This is a genomic window from Cellulomonas sp. KH9, from assembly GCF_900114185.1.
Lineage (GTDB): Bacteria > Actinomycetota > Actinomycetes > Actinomycetales > Cellulomonadaceae > Cellulomonas.
On record NZ_FOSE01000007.1, the window covers coordinates 54,193 to 76,994 of the forward strand.

General features: G+C 74.9%; 19 protein-coding genes. 11 read left to right on the forward strand and 8 right to left on the reverse strand.

The window, feature by feature from the left end:
* Positions 1-48: 48 nt before the first annotated feature.
* Both BMZ16_RS18500 and BMZ16_RS18505 read right to left on the reverse strand, forming a co-directional pair.
* Positions 49-783: a response regulator gene (locus BMZ16_RS18500; protein ID WP_089803299.1), complete on the reverse strand. Its 735-nt coding sequence runs from the start codon at positions 781-783 to the stop codon at positions 49-51.
* Complete coding sequence (locus BMZ16_RS18505; RefSeq protein WP_089803301.1) at positions 780-2,141, reverse strand: sensor histidine kinase; 1,362 nt, start codon at positions 2,139-2,141, stop codon at positions 780-782. The genes BMZ16_RS18500 and BMZ16_RS18505 overlap by 4 nt, the downstream gene beginning before the upstream one ends.
* A gap of 189 nt (positions 2,142-2,330) precedes the next feature.
* Here BMZ16_RS18505 and BMZ16_RS18510 point away from each other — a divergent pair, with 189 nt between their 5' ends.
* From BMZ16_RS18510 to purE, 5 genes are all read left to right on the forward strand, one after another.
* Positions 2,331-3,065: a response regulator transcription factor gene (locus tag BMZ16_RS18510; protein WP_089803302.1), complete on the forward strand. Its 735-nt coding sequence runs from the start codon at positions 2,331-2,333 to the stop codon at positions 3,063-3,065.
* Positions 3,066-3,068: 3 nt separating this feature from the next.
* Positions 3,069-4,388 (forward strand): sensor histidine kinase, encoded by a 1,320-nt coding sequence (locus BMZ16_RS18515; RefSeq protein WP_089803304.1) that lies wholly within the window; start codon positions 3,069-3,071, stop codon positions 4,386-4,388.
* A gap of 74 nt (positions 4,389-4,462) precedes the next feature.
* Positions 4,463-5,653 carry a mannose-6-phosphate isomerase, class I gene (gene manA, locus BMZ16_RS18520; RefSeq protein WP_089803306.1) on the forward strand — a complete coding sequence of 397 codons (1,191 nt, stop codon included), beginning with the start codon at positions 4,463-4,465 and terminating at the stop codon, positions 5,651-5,653.
* Positions 5,654-5,714: 61 nt separating this feature from the next.
* Positions 5,715-6,905, forward strand: coding sequence for a 5-(carboxyamino)imidazole ribonucleotide synthase (locus tag BMZ16_RS18525; protein ID WP_089803308.1), 1,191 nt, complete (start codon positions 5,715-5,717; stop codon positions 6,903-6,905).
* Positions 6,902-7,438, forward strand: a complete 537-nt coding sequence (gene purE, locus BMZ16_RS18530) for a 5-(carboxyamino)imidazole ribonucleotide mutase (protein ID WP_089803310.1) — start codon at positions 6,902-6,904, stop codon at positions 7,436-7,438. The genes BMZ16_RS18525 and purE overlap by 4 nt, the downstream gene beginning before the upstream one ends.
* A 22-nt stretch (positions 7,439-7,460) precedes the next feature.
* Here the strand turns inward: purE and BMZ16_RS18535 are convergent, their stop codons facing one another.
* The 3 genes from BMZ16_RS18535 to rfbB form a co-directional block, all read right to left on the reverse strand.
* Complete coding sequence (locus BMZ16_RS18535; RefSeq protein ID WP_369822673.1) at positions 7,461-8,378, reverse strand: LCP family protein; 918 nt, start codon at positions 8,376-8,378, stop codon at positions 7,461-7,463.
* A 518-nt stretch (positions 8,379-8,896) separates the two neighbouring features.
* A complete protein-coding gene (locus BMZ16_RS18540) occupies positions 8,897-10,051 on the reverse strand; it encodes an LCP family protein (RefSeq protein WP_255366814.1) in 1,155 nt (384 codons plus the stop codon).
* 192 nt (positions 10,052-10,243) lie between these two features.
* Positions 10,244-11,239 carry a dTDP-glucose 4,6-dehydratase gene (gene rfbB, locus BMZ16_RS18545; protein WP_089803314.1) on the reverse strand — a complete coding sequence of 332 codons (996 nt, stop codon included), beginning with the start codon at positions 11,237-11,239 and terminating at the stop codon, positions 10,244-10,246.
* 132 nt (positions 11,240-11,371) lie between these two features.
* Between rfbB and BMZ16_RS18550 the strand changes: the two genes are divergently transcribed.
* The gene (locus BMZ16_RS18550) at positions 11,372-13,252 is read left to right on the forward strand and encodes a hypothetical protein (RefSeq protein ID WP_089803316.1); all 1,881 of its coding nucleotides are present in this window, start codon (positions 11,372-11,374) and stop codon (positions 13,250-13,252) included.
* Between the two features lie 48 nt (positions 13,253-13,300).
* Here BMZ16_RS18550 and BMZ16_RS18555 read toward each other — a convergent pair whose 3' ends face one another.
* Complete coding sequence (locus tag BMZ16_RS18555; RefSeq protein ID WP_089803318.1) at positions 13,301-14,263, reverse strand: NAD-dependent epimerase/dehydratase family protein; 963 nt, start codon at positions 14,261-14,263, stop codon at positions 13,301-13,303.
* The gene (locus tag BMZ16_RS18560) at positions 14,260-15,273 is read right to left on the reverse strand and encodes a glycosyltransferase (protein WP_255366815.1); all 1,014 of its coding nucleotides are present in this window, start codon (positions 15,271-15,273) and stop codon (positions 14,260-14,262) included. The genes BMZ16_RS18555 and BMZ16_RS18560 overlap by 4 nt, the downstream gene beginning before the upstream one ends.
* Before the next feature lie 160 nt (positions 15,274-15,433).
* Between BMZ16_RS18560 and BMZ16_RS18565 the strand changes: the two genes are divergently transcribed.
* Together BMZ16_RS18565 and BMZ16_RS18570 are read left to right on the forward strand one after the other, a co-directional pair.
* On the forward strand, positions 15,434-15,910 hold the full coding sequence (locus tag BMZ16_RS18565) for a GtrA family protein (protein ID WP_089803320.1): 477 nt from the start codon (positions 15,434-15,436) through the stop codon (positions 15,908-15,910).
* The gene (locus BMZ16_RS18570; RefSeq protein WP_089803322.1) at positions 15,907-16,758 is read left to right on the forward strand and encodes a glycosyltransferase family 2 protein; all 852 of its coding nucleotides are present in this window, start codon (positions 15,907-15,909) and stop codon (positions 16,756-16,758) included. The genes BMZ16_RS18565 and BMZ16_RS18570 overlap by 4 nt, the downstream gene beginning before the upstream one ends.
* Before the next feature lie 89 nt (positions 16,759-16,847).
* Here the strand turns inward: BMZ16_RS18570 and rfbD are convergent, their stop codons facing one another.
* On the reverse strand, positions 16,848-17,702 hold the full coding sequence (gene rfbD / locus BMZ16_RS18575) for a dTDP-4-dehydrorhamnose reductase (RefSeq protein WP_089803324.1): 855 nt from the start codon (positions 17,700-17,702) through the stop codon (positions 16,848-16,850).
* A gap of 95 nt (positions 17,703-17,797) precedes the next feature.
* Here rfbD and BMZ16_RS18580 point away from each other — a divergent pair, with 95 nt between their 5' ends.
* From BMZ16_RS18580 to BMZ16_RS18590, 3 genes are all read left to right on the forward strand, one after another.
* Positions 17,798-18,421 carry a dTDP-4-dehydrorhamnose 3,5-epimerase family protein gene (locus BMZ16_RS18580; RefSeq protein ID WP_089803353.1) on the forward strand — a complete coding sequence of 208 codons (624 nt, stop codon included), beginning with the start codon at positions 17,798-17,800 and terminating at the stop codon, positions 18,419-18,421.
* On the forward strand, positions 18,418-20,727 hold the full coding sequence (locus tag BMZ16_RS18585) for a hypothetical protein (protein WP_089803325.1): 2,310 nt from the start codon (positions 18,418-18,420) through the stop codon (positions 20,725-20,727). The genes BMZ16_RS18580 and BMZ16_RS18585 overlap by 4 nt, the downstream gene beginning before the upstream one ends.
* A 166-nt stretch (positions 20,728-20,893) precedes the next feature.
* On the forward strand, positions 20,894-22,802 hold a 1,909-nt coding region (locus BMZ16_RS18590; RefSeq protein WP_089803327.1), incomplete at its 3' end, for a hypothetical protein.

Genomic DNA, 22,802 nt, shown 5'->3' on the forward strand with positions numbered 1-22,802 from the left:
GCCGACCGTCATCCGGCCGGGCGACGGGCGGTGCCCGGGTGGGGCCCCTCAGGAGCCCGGTCGGACCAGACCGGCCTCGTACGCGACCACGACGGCCTGCACGCGGTCGCGCGCCCCGAGCTTGGCCAGGATCCGGCCCACGTGCGTCTTCACCGTCGCCTCGGCGACGAACAGGTCCTGGCCGATCTCGGTGTTGGAACGGCCGCGGGCCATGAGGACGAGCACCTCGCGCTCGCGGTCCGTGAGCTGGGCGACCGCGCGGTGCGCGGGGTCCTCCGTGGCGGCGGGCGCGTCCCCGGGCAGGGCGGTCAGGAGGTGCTCGAGCAGGCGCCGGGTGCTGGACGGCGCGATCACGGCGTCCCCCCGGTGCACGGTGCGGATCGCCGCCAGCATCTCCTCGGGCGGCGCGTCCTTGAGCAGGAAGCCGCTGGCCCCCGCACGGATCGCGGCCAGCACGTACTCGTCGAGGTCGAACGTCGTGAGCACGATGACACGGGGTGCGGGCGCGTCCGGCGTGGCGCGCGACACGATGCGCTCGGTGGCCTCGAGCCCGTCCATCGTGGGCATGCGCACGTCCATGAGCACCACGTCGACCGGGCCGGTCGCGGTGCGTGCCTGCGGGTCCAGGGCCCGCACCGCCTGCGCGCCGTCACCGGCCTCGAGGACGACCTCGAGGTCGGGCTGCGAGTCGATGACCATGCGGAACCCGGCCCGCACGAGCTGCTGGTCGTCGACGAGGGCGACGCGGACGGGGGCGTCGTCCTCGGGGGTGGTGGTGCTCACGGGGTGGTTCCTCCGGCTGGGTCGAGGGCGGGGCGGCGGGTCGGGCTCGTGGGGCGCGCCGCGGGGTCGGTGTCCGTCCCGTGGGGGGCGTCGCCGGCCCCCGGGGTGGGCAGCGTGGCGCGCACACGGTAACCACCCCCGGGCCGCGGGCCGGCCGTGACGGTGCCGCCGAACATCGTGGCGCGCTCCCGCATGCCCAGCAGGCCCTGCCCGAGCCCGTCGGAGTCGGCGGCGGCGCCGCGACCGTCGTCGCTCACCTCGAGCGTGACGGCAGCCGGCTGCCACTGCAGCATGACGGTGACGCCCGGGTCGGGCCCGGCGTGCTTGAGCACGTTCGTCAGCGACTCCTGCGCGATGCGGTAGACCGTCAGCCCGGCGCCCGGCGGCAGGTGCCGCGGTGTCCCCAGCCGGACGAACGACACCCGCATGCCGCTCGCGCGCATCTGTGCCACGAGCGTCTCGATGTCGTCGACGGCGGGCTGCGGCGTCGTCGTGGCCGCCGGTGCCGTGCCGGCGGGGAGGGCGGGAGCGCCGGCCGGCGGCAGGATGCCGGGGGCGTTCCCGCCGGCCGGGGCACCGGGCGCCTCGCGCAGCACGCCCAGCAGCCGGCGCATGTCGGTGAGCGCGGCGCGCCCGGTCTCCGCGATCGTGCCGAGCGCCTGCGTGGCCGCGTCCGGGTCGTGCGCGGCCGCGTACCGGCCGCCGTCGGCCTGCGCGATGACCACGGAGAGGCTGTGGGCGACGATGTCGTGCATCTCGCGCGCGATGCGGGCGCGCTCCGCGGCCGTGGCGATCATCGCCTGCTGGTCCCGTTCGACCTCGAGCCGCTCGGCGCGGTCGACGAGCGCCTCCAGGTGCTCACGACGGCCGCGCCGGACCAGGCCGAACGCCCACGCGACCAGGAAGATGCTGGCGGTGAAGACCGTGGCGACGGTGGTCGGGACCCGGTCGTAGCCGTACTGCACGGTCAGCTCGGCGCCGACGAGGACCGATCCGGCCATGGCACCGGCGATGGCCGTGCGGTGGGCCCAGCGCGGGCCGTGCAGCGCGACGGAGTACAGGGAGAACACCACGACGACGTTCACCGGCAGCACCGCCGCCCGCGCCACGACGAGCAGGAGCGCGAAGGTGTAGGTCGTCGCGACCGACGCCGTCGGGTGGGTGCGGCGCCACGCCAGCGGCACCACGACGCCGAGGACGCACAGGCACAGGAGCACCCCGTCCAGGCCCTGCGCGCGCCACCCGAGGGCGGCCATCGACCCCGGCACCAGCGCGAGCGCCAGGAACACGGTGATCGTCACGTCGACACCGAGTCGGTGCGCGTCCTCCCAGCGCCACAGGCGGTCCCACCACGACATCCCCCGAGACTAGGACGGCGCCGCCGGGCCGGCGTGCACCCGGGGTCGGACCGGCCGCGGGTCGGGGTCCGCCCGGGGGACCAGCACGGTGGGCGGTGGGACGCCGGCGGCGCACGATCGGGGGACCGTCCGGCGGGTCGGGACCGAGGGCTGCGGCGGCCGGACGAGTCCGTGACCTAACATGGCGGAATGACCCAGGTGCTGCTGGCGGAGGACGACCCCGCGATTGCCGAGCCTTTGGCGCGGGCGCTCGGGCGTGAAGGTTACGACGTGCGCGTGCAAGGCACGGGTCAAGGCGCGATCGACGGGGCGGCGAGCGCCGACCTCGTCGTGCTCGACCTCGGCCTGCCGGACATGGACGGGCTCGACGTGGCGCGCGCGATCCGCAGCCAGGGTCTGACGACGCCCGTCCTGGTCCTCACCGCGCGTGCGGACGAGGTCGACCTGGTGGTCGGGCTCGACGCCGGCGCGGACGACTACGTGACCAAGCCGTTCCGCCTGGCCGAGCTGCTGGCCCGCGTGCGGGCCCTGCTGCGCCGCAGCGTGGGGGACCCGGCCGACGAGGACGAGCTGCACGCGCAGAACGTCCGGGTCGACGTCGCCGCGCACCGTGCGTTCCAGGGGGAGCGTGAGCTGCACCTGACCGCCAAGGAGTTCGACCTGCTGCGGGTGCTCGTCGCCGCCGCCGGCACCGTCGTGGCGCGCGAGACGCTCATGCGCGAGGTGTGGGGCTCCGACCCGAGCGGGTCGACCAAGACCCTCGACATGCACGTGTCGTGGCTGCGCCGCAAGCTCGGTGACGACGCCAACGCGCCCCGCTACATCTCGACCGTCCGGGGGATGGGCTTCCGCTTCGAGACCGGTGCCGCGGACGGCTCCGGCGCGGTCACCGAGGCGGCGGCAGGTCCGCTCGACCGGGTCTGACACGTGCGACGTCGCGTCCTGCAGGCGACGATCGCCGCCGTGACGGTCGCCGTCGTGCTGCTCGGGTTCCCGCTCGCGTTCCTCGGTGCGCAGCTGGTGCGCGAGAACGAGCTGCGCGGCCTGGAGATCCGGGCCGAGTCCGTCGCGCGCACCGTCGACTTCCGCGTCGACCAGCAGATCGCCCTCTCCGACCGGATGCTCGAGCCGTACACCGGGGGCGACGGCGAGCTCAGCGCGACGGTCGTCGTGCGCACCCCCGACGGGGAGACCTACCGGGCCGGGCCCACGGTCGACCAGCGCCGGCTCACGGTCCAGGTCACGTCGACCACGGCCGCCACCGTGCTCCTGTACGTCTCGTGGTGGGACATCTTCTGGATGTCCACCCAGGTGATCGCCCTTGTCGTCGTCGCCGCCGTCGTCGCGTTCGCGGCGGGCATCGCGATGGCGATCTGGCAGGCCAACCGCCTGGCCGCACCCCTGGTCTACCTGGCCGCGTCCGCCGAGCAGCTCGGGTCGGGCCAGGTGCGCCCGCAGCTCGAGCCGTCCGGGGTCGAGGAGATCGACCTGGTCGCCGCCGAGCTGGCCCGCAGCGCCGACCGCATGGCGGGGCGCCTGGCGGCGGAGCGGCAGTTCGCCTCGGACGCGTCCCACCAGCTGCGCACCCCGCTGACGGCCCTGTCCATGCGGCTCGAGGAGATCATGCTCACCGCGGGGGAGCCGGAGGTGCGCGAGGAGGCGCGGATCTCGCTGGAGCAGGTCGAGCGGCTCGTCCGCGTCGTCGACGACCTGCTGGCCAGCTCGCGCCGCGCCCAGGGCGGCACGACCGAGGCCATCTCCCTGCACGAGGTCGTGCACCAGCAGGAGGAGGAGTGGGCGCCGACGTTCGCCGCGGCCGGGCGGCGCCTGGTCGTGGACGTCGACCCCGCCACGCAGGTGCTCGCGACGCCCGGCGCGCTCGCGCAGGTCCTGGCGACGCTCATCGAGAACTCGCTCAAGCACGGCGCCGGCACGACCACCGTGCGCTCCCGCGCCGGCGGCTCGTCGCGGGCGGTCGTCGTCGAGGTCGGCGACGAGGGCGAGGGTGTGCCCGACGACCTCGCGCCGCGCATCTTCGAGCGTGACGTCACCTCCGGGGCCGGCACGGGGCTGGGCCTCGCGCTCGCCCGGGACCTCGCGAACGCCGACGGGGGACGCCTCGAGCTCGCGCAGCGTCGACCTGCGGTCTTCGCGCTGTTCCTCTCCGGTGTGCCGGCGTCGCTGCGACCCGACGTCGTCCTGCCGCGCGGTGCGGTCGTCTCGGTGCGCCGCGAGCGCCGGTGGTGAGCGGCCCGCCGGTCCCACGGGTCCTCACCTTCCCCCGGTAGGCTGTCCCGTACAGAGTCCGCGAGGGGGAAGCCGTGCAGTTTCTCGAGCCGGCGATCCAGGGCTACGCCTGGGGATCGTCGACCGCCATCCCGGAGATGCTCCGGCGTCCTGCCGACGGCTCACCCGTCGCGGAGGCGTGGTTCGGCGCCCACAGGTCGGCGCCGTCCCACCTGGCCGGTGCCCCGGCCGTGCCGCTGGACCAGGCGATCGCCGTGGACCCCGTCGCGACGCTGGGGGAGGACGTCGTGTCCCGCTTCGGTGCGGGTCTGCCCTTCCTGCTGAAGCTGATCGCGGCGGCACGTCCGCTGTCGCTGCAGGTCCACCCGAGCGTCGAGCTGGCGCAGGAGGGGTACGCGCGCGAGGACGCGCGCGGCGTCCCCCTGGACGACCCGCGGCGGTCCTACCGCGACCGCAACCACAAGCCGGAGCTCGTGTACGCGCTGTCCCCGTTCGAGGCGCTCGTCGGCTTCCGCGCGCCGCGCCGGGCTGCGGAGATCCTCGACGGCGTCGACCACCCGACCGCGCGCCAGCTCCACAAGGTCGTCACGTCGGACCCGACGTCGACGGGTATGCAGGAGGCGTTCACCCTGCTGGTCAGCGAGGCCACCCGGCCCGGACCGGACGAGGTGCGGGACCTGGCCGACGCGTTCCGCGCCCGCCTGCGCACGGGGTCGCCGTCCCCGCGGACGGACCGGGCGGTCGACGTGCTCGAGCGCGCCTACCCGGGTGACCCGGGTGCCGTCACGGCGGTGCTGCTCAACCCCGTGAGCCTGCGGCCGGGCGAGGCGCTCTTCGTGCCCGCCGGTGCCGTGCACGCGTACCTCGACGGGTTCGCCGTCGAGCTCATGGCGAACTCCGACAACGTGCTGCGCGCGGGGCTGACCGCCAAGCACGTCGACGTGCCCGAGCTGCTGCGGATCGTCGAGTGCGTCGCCGCCCCGCCCATCCGGATCGCGCCCGAGCACGTGTACGACGCCACCGACGTCTTCTACGTCCCGGTCGACGACTTCGAGCTCTCCGTCACGCGCGTCGCGGACGCGCGCTGCCGGATCCCCGGTGGCGGCCCGCGGGTGGTCCTCTGCCTCGAGGGTGAGGTCCGGCTCATGGCGCACCACGGGGCCGTGCTCGACCTGACGGCGGGGCAGGCCGCCTTCGTCCCGGCCTCCGACGGCGTGCTGACGGCCGCGGGCGGCGGACGGGTCGTGCAGGCGTCCGTGCCGTGACGGTCGCGCGGCGCGGGACGCCTGCGAGGTGCCGGCCGGTCACCGGCTACCCTCGTCGTCCGTGACACCTCCGACCGTGGCCGTCGTCGGCGGCGGGCAGCTCGCCCGCATGATGGCGGGCCCCGCGACCGCACTCGGACTTCACCTGCGCGTCCTCGCCGAGGGGCCCGACGTCTCGGCGGCGCAGGCCGTGCCCGACGCCCCCGTGGGCGTGCCGGCCGACGTCGACGCCGTGCTGGCTCTCGTCGACGGTGCCCAGGTGCTCACGTTCGAGCACGAGCACGTGCCCGCACCGGTGCTCGACGCCGTCGCCGCCCGCGGGGTTCCGGTGCACCCCGCCCCGGCCGCGCTCGTGCACGCCCAGGACAAGGCGGTGATGCGCCGACGGCTCACCGAGCTCGGCGTGCCGTGCCCGCGCTGGGCGCCCGTCGCCGACCTCGCCGACCTCGAGCGGTTCCGGGACGCCGCGGGCGGGCGCGCGGTCGTCAAGACGACGCGCGGTGGCTACGACGGCAAGGGCGTGCGGGTGGTCGGCGACGGTCCCGTGCCGGCGGACGTGGTCGCGTGGTGCGCCGCAGCCGCCGACGGCTCCGGTCCGGCGCTGCTGGCGGAGGAGCTGGTGCCGTTCACACGGGAGCTCGCCGTCCTCGTGGCGCGCACGCCGTCGGGACGCAGCACCGTGTGGCCCGTCGTCGAGTCCGTGCAGCGCGACGGCGTCTGCTCCGAGGTCGTCGCGCCGGCGCCGGACCTGGACCCGGCCACGGCCGCCGAGGCGGAGCGGGTCGCGCGCACGGTCGCCGACGGTCTCGGGGTGACGGGCGTCCTGGCGGTCGAGCTGTTCGAGGTGCCCGGTCCGGACGGCGGTGCACCGCGCGTGCTCGTCAACGAGCTGGCGATGCGGCCGCACAACTCGGGGCACTGGACGATCGACGGCGCCGTCACGAGCCAGTTCGAGCAGCACCTGCGCGCCGTGCTCGACCTCCCCCTGGGGGACGTCGCGCCCGTCGCACGCTGGACCGTCATGGCGAACGTCCTCGGCAGCACGCTCGACGACCTGACCGAGGCCCTGCCGGCGGTGCTGGGGGCGGACCCCGGCGCCCGCGTCCACCTGTACGGCAAGGCGGTGCGGCCCGGCCGCAAGCTCGGGCACGTCAACGTGTCCGGGGACGACCTGGAGGACGTGCGCACCCGCGCCCGGGCTGCCGCGGCGGTCCTGCGCGGTGAGCGTCCCGACGACGGAGGTACGGCATGAGCGAGGCACCCCTGGTCGGCGTCGTGATGGGATCCGACTCCGACTGGCCGGTCATGCAGGCGGCGGCCGACGCGCTCGCCGAGTTCGGCGTCCCCGTCGAGGTCGACGTCGTGTCGGCGCACCGGCAGCCGGACAAGATGGTGGCGTACGGGCGTGACGCGGCGGCGCGCGGGTTGCGCGTCGTCATCGCCGGGGCGGGGGGCGCGGCGCACCTGCCCGGCATGCTCGCGGCCGTCACGCCGCTGCCGGTCGTCGGCGTCCCCGTGCCGCTCGCGCACCTCGACGGCATGGACTCGCTGCTGTCGATCGTGCAGATGCCCGCGGGTGTGCCCGTGGCGACGGTGTCCGTGGGCGGTGCCCGCAACGCCGGGCTGCTCGCGGTGCGCATCCTGGCGTCCGGGCTCGGACCGGAGGCGGAGCGGCTCCGCGCGGCGATGGCCGAGTTCCAGGACGGGCTGCGGGCGCAGGCCGACACCAAAGGGGAGCGCCTGCGGGCGCGCGCGACGCGGCCTGCGGCGGGTTTCTCCGCCTGAGCCGCGCCGCACCGTCGCGTGCTCAGCCGGGCGGTCCGCCCACCTGGCCCGGCGGCAGGGTGCCGTCGCGGACCGCGGCGAAGAACACGGGCGCCTGCTCGGGGTCGAGCAGGACGGTCGACCCGATGCCGCCCGGACGGTGGTCCATGCTCGCGATGGGCGGGGTGCCTGTGACCCCGCCCTCGCCGTTCGCGTCCCGGAACGCGAGCGCCAGCCGCGCGACGTCCAGCACGCCGGCCTCGTCGTCGAAGGTCAGGGCGCCGGTCCCGGCGTCGACCAGTGCCACCTGCGCGCCAGGGTCGAACGCCAGCGAGCGGGGGCTGACCTTGCCCATCACGGCGCCGATCAGCTGCCGCTGCCGCTGCGCCCGCCCCACGTCGCCCGCCGGGTCCGCCTTGCGCATGCGCGCGAAGGCCAGCGCGGTGCCGCCGTCGACGTCGTGGCACCCCGCGGTCCACACCATCCCGGAGTCCGCGTCGTCCACGTCGCCGTCGTAGCAGAGGTTGACGCCGCCCACGGCGTCGACCAGGTGGGCGACGCCGCCCATGCCGATCTCGGCGTAGTGGTCGACGGTGAGGCCCGTCAGGCCCTCCACCGTCTGCACGAGCAGGGGTGCGCCGCCCCACGCGAACGCGGAGTTCAGCTTGGCGCCCCCGTGCCCCGGCACGTCGACGTACGTGTCCCGGGGCAGCGAGATGAGCGCGGTCGGCCCGTCGGCGGGCACGTGCAGCAGCAGGATCGTGTCGGTCCGCTGCCCCTCGGTGCCGTCCTCGGCGATGCCGCCCTCGTCGCCACGCGCGTCCGAGCCCGCCAGCAGGTACGTCGTCCCGGGGGTGCCGGCCGCGCCGGACAGCGCGGGGGTGTGCCGCAGCAGGCCGTTCGCCCACACCAGCAGGCCGATCGGCCAGGCGAGCAGCGCGGCGGTGACGACGAGCGCCACCACGGTCAGCCGTCGCCGACGTCGCCGGCCGCGGTCCGGGGCGACCGGGGGGACGGGCGGGGCGGTCCGCGGACCCGCGGGGACGGCGCCCACGGGGCGGCCGGTCGGTCGGACGCCGCCCGCCCGCCGGGGCGCGGTGCTGCGCGGCGGTGGCGGTGCGGCGGCGGGTCGCGGTCCGCCCGCCGGTCCCGGCGCGGCGGCGGGCCGGGCGCCTGCCGGGGGGATCGCGACGGGTGTCCGACGCGGTGCGGCGGCGGGGACGGACGGTGCCTCCGCCGGGGAGGTCGGCACCGCACCGCCCGGCGTGGCCGCAGCCGCGCGCGGGGCACGGGCGGTGGCGGGTGCGGCAGCGCTGCCACGCGACGGTGCGGGACGCCGGACCACGCGGGCCGGCGGGGCGGGGCGGGCACCGGGACCACCGACGACGCGTGCACCGTCGGTGTCGGGGCGCGCGCGCCCGCCGTCGGGCGCGAAGCTCGGCGGCGGGGTCGCGTCGTCCGGGCGGCGGGGCACGGGCGTCAGCAGCTCGTCGACGCGGCGTCGGCCGCGGTGAAGGCGTCGACGCCGGGCGTCTTGGTGTCGGTCGGCGTGGGCTCCGCCGCGGGCGGGGCGGCGGGCGCCTCGCCGGGGGTGCCCGGGGCGGCGGGGGCGGCCGGCGCCGCGGGATCGGCGGCGGGCGGCTCCGGCTCACCGAGCATGGGCCGGTCCGCGGCGATGTTGGCCCACAGCTCGTCGGCCTCGGCGGTCCACTCCACACGGTTCGCGTCGCTGCGCGCAGGTGCCCACGGCACGGTCATGAGCGTGATGTTCCCACGCTCGATGCCGCGCAGGCTGAAGGCGAGGCCGGTGAGGTCCGAGACGCCGAGGTCGGTGGTCACCGACTGCGTCGCCGCGCTGAGGAACTGCATGAGCTGCGCGCCGTCGGTGAGCAGGTTCTTCGAGAGCACCTCGTTGGCGACGTTCGCCAGCAGCTTCTGCTGACGACCCGCCCGCATCGTGTCCGACCCGTCGAAGGTCGTGCCGTGCCGGGCCCGCGCGTACTGCAGCGCCGTGGCACCGTCGAGCACGTGCATGCCCGCCGTGAGGTCCAGCCCGGTGTAGCGGTCGTAGACGTCCTGGTCCACGCACATCGGCACACCGCCGATCGCGTTGATCATGTTCTGGAAGCCGGCGAAGTCGACGACGACCACGTTGGACACGGTGACTCCCGTGTTCGCCTGCAGCGTGCTGACCGCGCACGCAGCCGCGGAGTCCAGGTCGCCGCCGTAGTCCCACCCGATCGCGAACGCCGAGTTGAACATCGCGTTGCGCTGGGCCTTCGTCGTCCGGCCGTTGGTGAGCGTGCACTCCGGCACGTCGACGAGCGAGTCGCGGGGGATGGAGACCATCTCGACGCGGGTGCGGTCGGCGGACACGTGCACGAGGATCGTGGTGTCCGAGCGCATGCCCTTCTCCTCGCCACCGATGTCCGCGTTCACGCCGTCGCGCTGGTCCGAGCCGAGGACCAGGACGTTGACGGCGCGTCCCGCGTTCGCGTCGGCAGGGTCGGGCGCGTCGCTCGGGGTGGGCGCCGCCTCGACGAGCTCGGAGATGTCGAGGCCGTCGACGTTGTTGCTGAGCCGCGCGGCGAAGGCCGCGCCGCCGGCGGCACCGAACACCACGACGCTCGTCACGGCCAGCGCGATGCCCCGCAGGACACCCTGTCGGTGCAGGTTACGAGCGTGCCGGGGCGCACGTGGGCGCCGCGGAGCTGCGTGGCGGGTGGTCACGGGACGATCGTAGAAGAGCCGGGTCGTCGATGCGGGTGAGCTGCGCACCGGCGCGGTGGAGGATCTGTGGAGATGGCGGTCGGAGACCCGCCCAGGTCACCGACCCAGGACGGCGTACTTGGCCTCGGTGGCGTCCTTCTGCGGGCGCCACCACGCCTCGTTCGAGCGGTACCAGTCGATCGTCGCGGCCAGGCCGTCCTCGAACGTCGTGAAGCGCGGCTCCCAGCCGAGCTCGGTGCGCAGCTTGGTGGCGTCGATGGCGTAGCGCAGGTCGTGGCCGGGGCGGTCGTTGACGTGGTCGTACGCGTCGGCCGGCTGCCCCATGAGCTCGAGGATGAGCTCGATGACCGTCTTGTTGTCCTTCTCGCCGTCGGCGCCGATCAGGTACGTCTCGCCGAGGCGCCCCTGCTCGATGATCGACCACACGGCGGAGTTGTGGTCCTCGACGTGGATCCAGTCGCGCACGTTCTCGCCCGTGCCGTACAGCTTGGGCCGCACGCCGTCGATCACGTTGGTGATCTGGCGCGGGATGAACTTCTCGACGTGCTGGTACGGGCCGTAGTTGTTCGAGCAGTTCGAGATGGTCGCGCGCACGCCGAAGCTGCGGGCCCACGCGCGCACGAGCAGGTCCGAGGACGCCTTGGTGGACGAGTACGGGCTCGACGGGTTGTACGGCGTGTCCGGCGTGAACTTGGCCGGGTCGTCCAGCTCGAGGTCGCCGTAGACCTCGTCCGTCGACACGTGGTGGAACCGCACGTCGTGCCGGCGGACCGCCTCGAGCAGCTGGTACGTCCCGATGACGTTGGTGCGGACGAAGGGCCACGGGTCGTGCAGCGAGTTGTCGTTGTGCGACTCCGCCGCGAAGTGGACCACCAGGTCCGCGTCCTTGACCAGGCTGTCGACCACGTCGGGGTCGGCGATGTCGCCCTTGGCCAGCACGACCTTGCCGGCGACCGGGTCCAGGCTGCGCTCGTCGCCCGCGTAGGTCAGCGCGTCCAGCACCGTGACCTGCACGTCGGGACGCTCCCGCACGGTCTGGTGGACGAAGTTGGAGCCGATGAAGCCGGCTCCGCCGGTCACGAGCATGCGCATGGAGAATCCTCGGTCGGGCGGTCGGGGCAGCGCGACGCGCGGCGGTCGCGCCGGGTCACAACGGTAGAGTACGCGGGCCCCCCGCCCTGACCTCCGACGAGGAGCCCTGTGACCCGCCCCGTTCGTACGAGCTTGTCCGTCCTCTGCGTGCTGGCCGCCGTCGTCGCGCACCTCGCGCTGCAGGCGGCCATGATGCTCCGCTGGTCGGGCTGGAACCTCGGCGCGTTCCGCAACTACTTCTGGTCCGACCAGCTGTCGTACCTCTCGATCGTCACGGGCGTCGCGGACGGGCAGTCCTGGCTGGTCGAGCCGTTCACGCTGACGGGGACGAACCACTACCCCCGCGCCTGGTACGTCCTGCTGGGCACCGTGGCCCGCTGGACGGGGACCAGCTCGGCGACCGTGTGGACGGTGGGGGGGCTGCTCGCCCAGTGCCTGCTGGTCGCGGCCATCGCGACGGCGTGCGTGCTGCTGACCCGGCGGTGGTGGGCCGGTCTGCTGGGCTTCCTGCCCTTCCTGCTCGGCACCGGCTCGTGGTTCGTCTCGGACTCGTGGATGACGCTGCTCGACAGCCACGCCGTGCTGTGGGGCCCCTTCGGCGTGATGTTCACCCTCAACGGCGAGACCGTGGCGCTGTCCCTGGGTGGCACGGCGCTGATCCTGCTGCTCCTCGTCGCCGCCGGGCGCATCCGGGGTCGCGCCGCCTGGGTCGTCGCCGTCCTGGCCTGCTTCGTCGTGGGTGCGCTGGCCGCGATCCAGACCTACTCCTTCTTCGTCGTGACGTTCACGCTGCTGTTCTCCGGCGCCGCGGTGGGCCTCGTCAGGTCCCGCTCCCGGGCCGGGGCCGTGTGGTCGGCGGCGCTGCTCGTGCTCGTGCTGGTGGCCGGCCCCGTCGTGGGCCGCGAGATCAGCCAGCTCTCGGTGCTGCTGCTGGCCGTCGTCCCGGCGGCTCCCGGGCTGCTGCTGCTGGGCCGCGCCCTGGGGTGGCGGGTCCTGTGGTGCGTCGGCGCGCTCGGCGTCGGGGCAGCGCCCCAGATCCTCGCCACCGCGTGGGGGCTGCTGCAGGTGGACCCGTTCCTGGTCTACCGGGAGGCGTCCTCGACCGACCTGGGTGTGCCGTGGACCAACGGCCTGGTCGCGGCCGCGGGCGTGCTGCCCGCGCTGGCGCTCGTGGTCGTCGCGGGCGTGCGCCGTCGTCGGACCCTGTGGGTCGCCGTGCCGTCGGCGCTGGCGCTGCTGTGGGTCTACCTCGCGACGAACGACCTGTGGGGGGCCGGGCAGGAGCCCTACCGCTTCTGGCTCGACATGTACGTGCTCGTCGCCGTCCTGGTGGTGCCGCTCCTGGCCTGGGTGGTCGTCGAGGGCCTGTCGGGTGCGGTGGCGGAACCGACGCCCGCCGACCGCCCCGTGGCGTCCGCGACCGCCGACCCGGCGGCGGCCCCCGCGCCGCAGAGCGGTACCGACGCCGCGGCGGACGGGGAGCCCGGCGGTGCCACGTCGGCGACGCCGGCCGGCGCCGCGCCCGCGCCGTGGCCGACCCGCGACCGTCAGGTGCTGGCCGGTGCGACCGTCGTCGCGCTCGTGGTCGCCGCCGTGTGGAGCGTGTCGGACTTCCGCCTGTTCCGCGAGGGCGTCACGAGCGCCGGGTACGTCACGCTCGCGGGCGACGTCTACCTCACCGCCGGCGCCATGGCCGACGAGCGCGGCGACGACCTGACCGTCATGACCGACGCCTGCCTCGACCCGACGATCCTCAAGGGGACGTGGCCCGGGCCGGTGGCCTTCTACAACCGCGGGATGGCCTGGCCCGACCGCAAGGCCGACGTCGACGCCGCGATGGGTGGTATCGGGACCGGGGAGCTCGACACCGACGCGGCGCTGCGCGCGGGGATCGGCTGGCTGCTCGTCGACCGCGACTGCAGCGTGCCGCTCACCGAGGGTGACGGCCTCACCCTGGCCGACGAGCGCACCGCCGGGACGCAGACGATCCAGCTCTGGCGCATCGAGGGCTGACGGGCCCCGGGCGCCGGCGCGCGCCGGCCGGACGTCGTCGCCCGGACGTCAGTGCGGGGCGACCAGGGACGCGCGCACGTCCTCGGCGGTGCGGTGGATCCCGGTGGCCAGCGTCGTGAGCGGGCGGTGGTCGAGCTCCGGCCAGACGACCGAGCGCAGCCGCAGGTCACGCGACTGCTGCCGCGACAGGTCCGAGGAGGCCATGCGGACCAGCACCGGTCCGCCCAGCACGCGGCGCGACAGGCCCAGCAGGTGCGCGATCGAGGCCGCCTGGTGCGACGCGAGGATCTTCACGACGGGCGCGGTCACGTCGCCGCTCGCGGCGAGGCGAGCGTGCGCGTCGACCACCAGCGACCCGGCGTCGTCGACGTAGAGGTAGTCCCGCAGCGTGTCGAGGGAGACGTAGACGCCGACCGGCTCGCGCAGCACGTGGGACCGGCAGAGCGCCGAGACCAGGCCCTGGTTCTTGCCCAGGTCCTGCCCGGGGCCGTAGAGGTTGGCGATGCGGCCCACGAGCACGGGCACGCGCGGCACCAGCCGGGCGACCTCCTGCTCCGCCGCGAGCTTGGCGCGCCCGTACGCGCCGAGCGGCGCGGGGACCGTCAGCTCCGTGAACGGCGGGGCGACGCTGCCGCCGTACACGCCGCCGGCCGAGGACGCGTAGAAGAGGGACGTCGGCGCGGGGGAGTCGGTCGTCCACGCGTCCACGAGCCGGCGGACGACGGCGAGCTCCGTGTCGAGGACCGACTGCTGGGCGCCGACGACGCCCGCACCGGCGCACCAGGCCACGGCCCAGTCCCCGTCCGACGCCTCCGCGGCCTCGGCGCAGGTCGCGAGGATCGCGGCGACGGCACCGTCGGCGTCGTGCCACGGCACGCGAGGGTGCCACGTGGTCGCACCGCGGCGCTCGAGCTCGCGGCGCACGGCACCACCGAGCATGCCGCCGGCGCCGACGACGACGACGTTCCCCGCCGGCGTCGCGGTGCCGGCCGTGGCGTGGGGCGCGGTCACCTGCGCTCGGGCCGCCGGCCGAGCGGGCCCGCGTCGGGGTCGCTCACCAGCAGGTAGGCGGGCTTGCCCATCGCCATGTTGACCGCGACGCCCACGTACTCGGCGATGATCCCGAGGGAGAACAGGATGGCGCCGGAGCTGACCAGGACGACCACCACGGTCGAGGTCCACCCGGCGGGCAGCGGCTCGCTGCCGGCCAGCCGCATCCAGGCGATGACGACGGCGAAGAGGATGCCGACCGCCGCGAACGTCACCCCGAGCGCGCTGACCGCGCGCAGCCCGCGGGTGCCGCTGGACAGCACCATGCGCCAGAAGTGCGACAGCAGCCGGCGGGTGGAGTAGCCGGAGGCGCGACCGAGCTCCTGGCGCGAGACGACCGGGCAGGAGCCCGCGGCCCCGGACACCCAGCCGAGCGCGACGTCGAGGTAGACCCCCGCACCCGCGAAGGCCGCGGTGCTGCGGGCCACCTCACCGAGCACGAGACGGTAGCTCTGGTACTTCGACGTGTCGGTGCCACCCAGGAGGATCTCCGTCACCCGCTTCGCACCGCGCGAGGCCGCGTTGCGCAGCGGCCCGTGCGGGGGCGGGTTGGTGGGCTGCGCGTAGACGACCGAGCGGCGCTCACGCATCGCGGTGTCGAGCAGGTCGCCGAGGAACGCCGGGTCGTGCTGCCCGTCCTCGTCCATCGTGACGACCCAGTCGCCACCGCTCGACGCCATCCCGGCGAGGGTCGCCGCGTGCTGACCGAAGTTGCGGCTCAGCCAGAGCGTGCGGACCCACGGGTGGGTGGCCGCCAGCTCGCGCATCACCGCGGGGGAGTCGTCCGGGCCGTGGTCGTGGACGAGGAGGACCTCCTCGACGACCGCGACGTGCCCGTCGCGGGTCGTGAACTCCTTCGTGTGCTGGGCGAGCTCGCCGACCACGTCCGCGATGGTCGCCTCTGCCTGGTACACCGGGATGACCACCGAGATGCGGTGCGTGGCCCCGGCGGAAGAGGAGAAGCTCGTCACCGGAGTGACTATAGTCTTCACCTCGTGCGCCCCGGACCTCGGGGCAGCCTGGGCACGGGAGGGGTCGGTCGTGGACGCAGTGGACCCGGCGTCCGTACCGAACGCCGCGGAACGGCCCGACGCGGACCGCCCGGAACCCGTCCCCGCGCCGCCTGCCGGCATGCACGGTGAGCCGGGGCCGCTGCTGCGGCTCGTGCGGGACCAGCGCGTCGCGTTCCTCATCGTCGGCGGCATCAACACGGTGCTCGGCACGGCGTGGTTCATCGTCTTCCAGTCCCTGCTCGGCGCGAGCCTCGGGCGCTTCACCTACCTGGTGAGCCTGCTGTGCGCGCACGTCGCGGCGGTCCTGACCGCGTTCGTCCTGTACCGGCGGTTCGTGTTCCGCGTGCGGGGCAACCTGTGGATCGACCTCGCGCGGTTCGAGCTCGTCAACCTGTCCGCGCTGGCCGTCAACGCCGTGTCGCTGCCGTTCGTCGTCGAGGTGCTCGGCATCCCGCCGATCCCGTCGCAGCTGCTGATCACGCTGGTGACCGCGCTCATCAGCTACTTCGGGCACCGTGACTTCTCGTTCCGGCGGCCGCGCGGGACCGCGGCGAGCAGCCCGGAGCCCACCGATCCCCAGGAGAACCCGTCATGAGCCCCCGCCTGTCGGTCGTCGTCCCGGCCTACAACAACGCCGCCGTGGTCGCCGAGACGATCCGGTCCGTCCTGGCGCAGACGTTCGACGACTACGAGCTGGTCGTCGCCGACCACGCGTCGCAGGACGGCACGTGGGAGGTGCTGCAGCAGTTCGCCGACGACCCGCGGGTGCGGTTGCTGCAGACCCCGGCGGGCGGCGGTGCGAAGGCCAACTGGGACGCCGTGTCCCAGGCCGCCACCGGCGAGCTGGTCAAGCTCGTCTGCGGTGACGACCTGCTGTACCCGCGGATGCTGGAGGTGCAGGTGGCGGCCTTCGACCGGCACCCGCGCGCCGAGGTCGTCGCGTCGAAGCGCGACATCGTCGACGCCGCCGGCAAGCCGCTGGTGCGCGGTCGCGGCCTGGGGCGGATGCGGGGCGAGGTCGACGGGGCCGCGGCGCTGCGCGCGACCGTCCGCAGCGGCGGCAACCTGCTCGGGGAGCCGATGTGCGTGATGCTGCGGCGCAGCACGCTCGAGGCGGTGGGCTGGTGGGACGACCGGCAGCCCTACTACATCGACCTCGGCACCTACGCCCACGCGCTGGTGCGTGGCACGCTCGTGGCGGTGCCCGAGACGCTGGCCGGGTTCCGGGTCAGCGCCACCCAGTGGAGCGTCCGGCTCACCCACGAGCAGAGCAGCCAGGCGGCGGCGTTCCACGCCCGCGTCCGTGCGGAGCACCCGGAGGTCCTGTCGGCCTCCGACGTCGCGCGTGGCGACCTCATGGCCAAGGTCGCGGCGTGGCAGCGCCGTGCGGCCTACGCCTGGCTCGGGCGCCGCATGCAGACCGCCGAGGCCCGCCCGGCCTGAGGCCACGGGGGCGGGCCCACCGCGGCGGGACGCCGCGCCGGGCGGCCCCTCTCTGCGCGGTGGCCCGGCGCGCCGGGTGGTCGTCGTGCTCAGACGCCGGCGAGGACCTCGTCCGCCGCCACGGCCCAGCGCTGCTCCCAGTCGCCGATCGGCTCGACGCCCACCGCGCGCAGCGACCCGTGGTCCAGCACGGACCAGGCCGGCCGCACGGCGCGCCGGTCGAGCGTGGCGGAGGTGGAGGGTCGCACGACGTCCGGGTCCATCCCCGCCGCGGCGACGGCGGCGCGCGCGAAGCCCCACCAGCTCGTGCGGCCCGAGGAGGTGGCGTGGTACGTGCCGGGTGCCACGTCCTGACGCACCGCGGCGAGCGCGAGCGCGGCGACGTCCCGGGTCCACGTCGGCTGACCCCACTGGTCGTCGACGACGTCGAGGCTCCCGCGCTCACGCGCCACCCGCACGATGGTGCGGGGGAAGCACGCGCCGTGCGCGCCGTAGAGCCACGCCGTGCGCAGCACGAGGTGCGAGGCGGGTGCCTCCGCGCGGACGGCCCACTCGCCGGACAGCTTGGTGCGCCCGTACGCCTGCAGCGGGTGCGGCGCGGCGTCCGCGGGCAGGGGGTCGGGGGCCTCGCCGGAGACCACGTAGTCCGTGGAGACCTGGACGATCCGCGCCCCGACGCGCGAAGCCGCGCGGGCCAGGTTCGCCGGGCCGAGCGCGTTGACCCACCACGCCGCGGGCTCGTCGTCCTCGGCCGCGTCGACCGCCGTCCAGGCGGCGCAGTTGACGACCACGTCGTGGCCGGCGACGGCGTCGAGCACCGCGTCCGCGTCGGTCACGTCGAGCGTCGCACGCGAGGTCGGGGTCACCTCCTCGCCCGCGTCGCCGAGCGTCGCCACCAGGTCCGCGCCGAGCATGCCCTCGGCCCCCGTCACCATCCATCGCACGGCCGACAGCGTACGGCCCCAGCGGGAGCAGGTAGCGTTCGGGGTGCCGACGAGTCGTGTCGGCGTCGGCGAGATCGAAGGGTGACGTGGTCGTGATGCGCGTGGAGGCACTGTCCGTCGACGGGGCGTGGCTGGTCGAGCCCGTGCTGCACGCGGACGACCGCGGCGTCTTCCTCGAGTCCTTCCGTGGCGACGTGCTCGCCGAGGTCACCGGGCGTCCGTTCCACGTCGTGCAGGCCAACACGTCGGTCTCGGCCGCGGGCGTCGTCCGCGGGGTCCACTTCGCCCAGGTGCCGCCGTCGCAGGCCAAGTACGTGACGTGCGCGCGCGGCGCCGTGCTCGACGTCGTGGTCGACATCCGCACGGACTCGCCGACGTACGGGAGCTGGACGTCCGTGCTGCTCGACGACACGTCGCGGCGTGCCGTCCTGCTCTCGGAGGGCCTCGGCCACGCCTTCATGTCGCTCGTCGACGGCTCGACCGTGACGTACCTCGTCACCGCCCCGTACGCCCCCGGCCGGGAGCACGGCATCCACCCGTTCGACCCCGCCGTCGGCATCGAGTGGCCGACGGTCGCGCCGGACGGGACGCCGCTGGTGCCGAGCCTGTCGGACAAGGACGCGGCCGCCCCCACGCTCGCCGAGGCGCGTGCAGCCGGTCTGCTGCCGACGCTGGCCGAGGTGGACCAGCACCTGAAGTCCCTCGCGCCCCTGCCGTGAGCACGGACGCGTCCCTGGCCGTGCCGCCCGTGACGACCGCCCCGCGGCGGCGCGAGGCCCGCGACGAGCGCGCGACCGTGCGCGGTGAGCGGCTGCGCTCGGCTGCCGCGTACCTGCTCGCCGCGCTCGGCGCCTGCGCCGGTGCGGTGTGGGCGCTGCGGTTGTGGCAGGCGGACCTGCGCGTCCCGCTCACGTACTGGGGTGACGCGCTCGCCGTCGGTGCGCACGTCAAGACCACGCTCGAGACCGGCTGGTACGAGTTCCAGCCGCTGCTCGGCGCCCCGGCGGGGCAGACGTACCACGACTTCCCGACCTCGGACAACCTGCACGTCGCGGTCATGCGGGTCCTCGGCCTCGTGCTGGGCGACTGGGGCCTGACCATGAACGTGTACTACCTGCTGGGGTTCCCCCTGGCCGCGGTCACCGCCCTGGTCTTCCTGCGGGGCGTCGGCCTGGGCAGGCTCCCCGCCGTGCCGGTGGCCGTGCTGTTCGCGCTCGCCCCGTACCACCTGTTCCGCGGCGTCTCGCACCTCTGGCTCGCGTCCTACTACCCGCTGCCGCTCGCGCTGCTCGTCGTGTGGCGGGTCGCGCTCGGCAGGCCGTTGTGGACGTGGCACCGCGGCGGGTGGCGGCGCTGGGTGACGTCGCCCGCCCTCTTCACGGGCTTCGCGCTGGTGCTCGTCGCCTGCGGGTCCGCGTACTACGCGCTCTTCGTCCTGGCGCTGCTCGGTGTCGCCGCCGTGGCGTCCCTCGTGCAGCGGCGCGACGTCCGGCGCTTCGTCGGCGCCGTCGCGGCCGGTGCCGTGACCGGGGTCGCGCTCCTGCTCAACATGCTGCCCGACGTGCTGTGGGCCCGCAGCGAGGGGTCGAACGCCGCCGCGTTCGGGCGGGTCGCCGCCGAGGCCGAGATCTACGCGCTGAAGCTGACGTCGCTGCTCTTCCCGGTGCCCGACCACCCGGTGCCGGCGCTCGCCGCGCTGCGCCGCGTCTACGACGGCACGTACCCGTTGCCGTCCGAGCAGCCCGCGCTCGGCGCGACCGCCGCGCTCGGGCTCGTCGCCCTGCTCGTCGTCGCCGTGATGCGGCTGCTCGCGCCCGCCCGCACCACGCTGTGGCAGGCCCCGAGGCCCGCCGCGCTCGCCGTGCTCGCGGGCCTGGCGCTCGCGGCGTTCCTGTTCGCGACGGTCGGTGGCGTGTCCAGCCTGATCTCGTTCATCACCCCCGCCGTGCGCGGGTGGAACCGGATGACGATCGTCATCGCGCTGCTCGCCCTCGCGGCCGTGGCCGTGGGGATCGAGGCGCTGCGGGCCGTGCTCGCCCGCCGGGCCGGCAACCGGTGGGCCACGGTGGTGACCGCCGGTCTGGCGGTGGGCCTGACGGTCGTCGGTGCGTGGGACCAGCGGCCGCTGAGCTACATCCCCGACCACGCCGGTGCGCGGGCGCAGTACGCGGCCGACGCGCAGTGGGTCGCCGAGGTGGAGGACCTCCTCGAGGACGGCGCGATGGTCGCCCAGCTGCCGTACCAGCAGTACCCCGAGTCGCCCGCGCTCAACGGGGTGTTCGACGCGGACCGGCTGCGGCCGTACCTGCACTCGGACACGCTGCGGTGGACGCAGGGCGGCGTCAAGGGGCGGGCGTCGGCGGAGTGGATGGGTCTGCTCGACCCCGCCGACGCGCCGGCGACCGCGACCGCGCTCGCCGCGGCGGACGCCTCGGCAGTCCTGATCGACCGCGCCGCTCTCGGCGAGCCCGCCGAGGAGGTCTCCGACGCGTGGCGCCGGACGGTGGGGGACCCCGCCGTCACCAGCGCCGACGGGCGGTACGAGGTCTTCGACCTGCGGGACCTGCGCGCCCGCCTCGTCGCCGAGCACGGGGAGGCGACGGTGGAGGCCGCGGGTGACCGTGTCGTCCACCCGACGATGGTGTTCCCGGCCACGGCGGACATGCACGTCACCACCGTGACGGAGGAGCCGGCCGACGGCGGTGAGCCGCGGACCCGCACCCTGTGGACGGCGGGCGGTCCGCTCGACCTGGTGCTCGACAACGCCCGTGACACGGCGGCGCGGGTCGCCGTCCGCATCGCGGTGCCGGAGTCCGCGACGCCCGTCGTGGTCCGCTGGGAGGGGTCCGAGCGGGACGTGGCGCCGGGGGAGTCGGTCGAGATCGACACGACGGTGCCGAGCGGTCGGAGCCCTCTCACCGTCACGGCCGCGGACGGCGGCACGACGGTGGTGGAGGCCCCGACGGTCGAGGTGCTCGACCGGCCCGTGCTGCCCCCGGTCATGGCACCGGACGACGCGGGCTGACGCCGCACGGGGGATGATCCCGGAGCAACCGGACGCGGTACCCGCACGTGGGCGATGTCGCCGCCGACACGGGGCCCTGGTCCGGTCCGGCCACAGGATCGCGTGTATAGCCTGACCGGCGCGCGTGCCGTGCGGTGCGGCGACGCGGGTCCACGGAGGTCGGAGCATGGCGCGGACGCGCTCGATGATGGCGGCGCTGGCGGCGCTCGCCGTCACGGTCACAGGGGTCGGCGTCCCCGTCGTCGCGGGCACGGTCACGGCGGCGCCGGCGGCCGCGGCCGTCGCGTCCGAGTTCTCGCCGGGCAACATCATCAGCGACACCCTGTTCTTCGACGGCTCGGCCATGAGCGAGGGCGACGTGCAGTCGTTCCTCGTCGCCAAGCGGCCCACCTGCACGCCGGGCTACACCTGCCTCAAGGACTACGTCACCGCCACCACGAACCAGCCGGCCGAGCCGGGGCTGTGCAGCGCGTACACGGGACGCTCCGCCGAGACCGCCGCCCAGGTGATCGCGCGCGTCGGCCAGGCCTGCGGCATCAGCCAGCGCGTGCTGCTCGTGCTGCTGCAGAAGGAGCAGGGCCTGGTGACGTCCAGTGCGCCCGGGGACTCGCGCTACCGCAGCGCGACCGGGTTCGGCTGCCCGGACGGGGCGCCCTGCGACGCGCAGTACTACGGCTTCTTCAACCAGGTGTACCGCGCGGCGCGGCAGTTCAAGCGGTACGCGGCCAACCCGCAGAGCTACTCGTACCGCGCCGGGCGCGTCAACACCGTCAAGTACCACCCCAGTGCCTCGTGCGGGACGAGCCAGCTGTACATCGAGAACCAGGCGACGGCGGGCCTGTACATCTACACGCCCTACCGCCCCAACGACTCCGCGCTGGCCAACCTGTACGGCACCGGCGACGGCTGCGCCTCGTACGGCAACCGCAACTTCTGGCGTGACTACACCGACTGGTTCGGGTCCACGCAGAACGGTGCCGACCTGGTGAAGACCGCCGACGACCCGACCGTCTGGCTGCTCGGTGTGGGGACGAAGCACCGCGTCGAGGACCCCGTGGTGCTCGACTCCCTCGCACCGCTCGGTGCGCCCGCGGTCGTGTCCCGCAGCGTGATCGACGCACGTCCCACCGGAGCCTCGCTGGGCCGGTTCTTCCGGGGCCGGGACGGGTCGATCTGGATGTTCGACAAGGGCTGGCGGTTCCACGCGACGAGCTGTGACCTCGTCGCGGACTGGGGGCGCACGTGCGACGAGTACTTCAGCATGCAGCTGACCGACCGTCAGCTGTCGCGCTTCGTCGACGGCGGCCCGCTGTCCAACTCCTTCAGCACCGCCGAGGGGTCCTGGTTCGTCGTCGACGACGGCACGCGGCGTGAGGTGTTCGACCAGGCCTCGCTCGACCAGGGCGGCGTCGTCACCGTCAACCCGCGGATCCACGTGCGGGAGGCGGCGGCGGCGCACCTGCGCGTCGGTGCTCCCGTGGCGCGACCGGGCGTCTTCGTGCGCGACCGCGCGGGGGGCGACGGCATGCTCGTGCTGCCGTCGGGCCGCTGGACGGTCGGCCGCGTGCTGGACTCCCAGACCCGGCTCGGGCAGCTGCTGCCGACGCGCACGTTCGACACCGCCAGCATCGCGGCCGCCGGGTCGGCGTCCGGCCGGTTCACCGGGACGCTCCAGGCGCCCGACGGCACCCGCGTCGTCACCACCATCTCCGGGGCGCTGCGCCTGCCCGTGGGCGTCCTGCCCGCCCTGACGGGCCCGGCGGCGCCGGCCGAGGTCGTCACGGCGCTCGCCCCGGCCGAGGCCGGGCGGGTGGTGTTCGTGCGGTCCGCGACGGACGGGTCGCTGTTCCTCGCCGACGGTGCGCAGCGGAGGGCCGTGACGACGCTCGCGACCATGGAGACGCTCGCCGCCGGCGAGCGGGCGACCGTCGTCATGGTGGAGCAGTCCGCGCTGGACGCCATCGGCGTGGGGACCCCCGTGCTGACGCCGGGTCAGGTGGTCAAGGCGCAGGACGGGCCGGAGCTGTACCTGGTGGACGGTCCGTCGACGCTGCGGCACGTGCCGACGTTCGCGA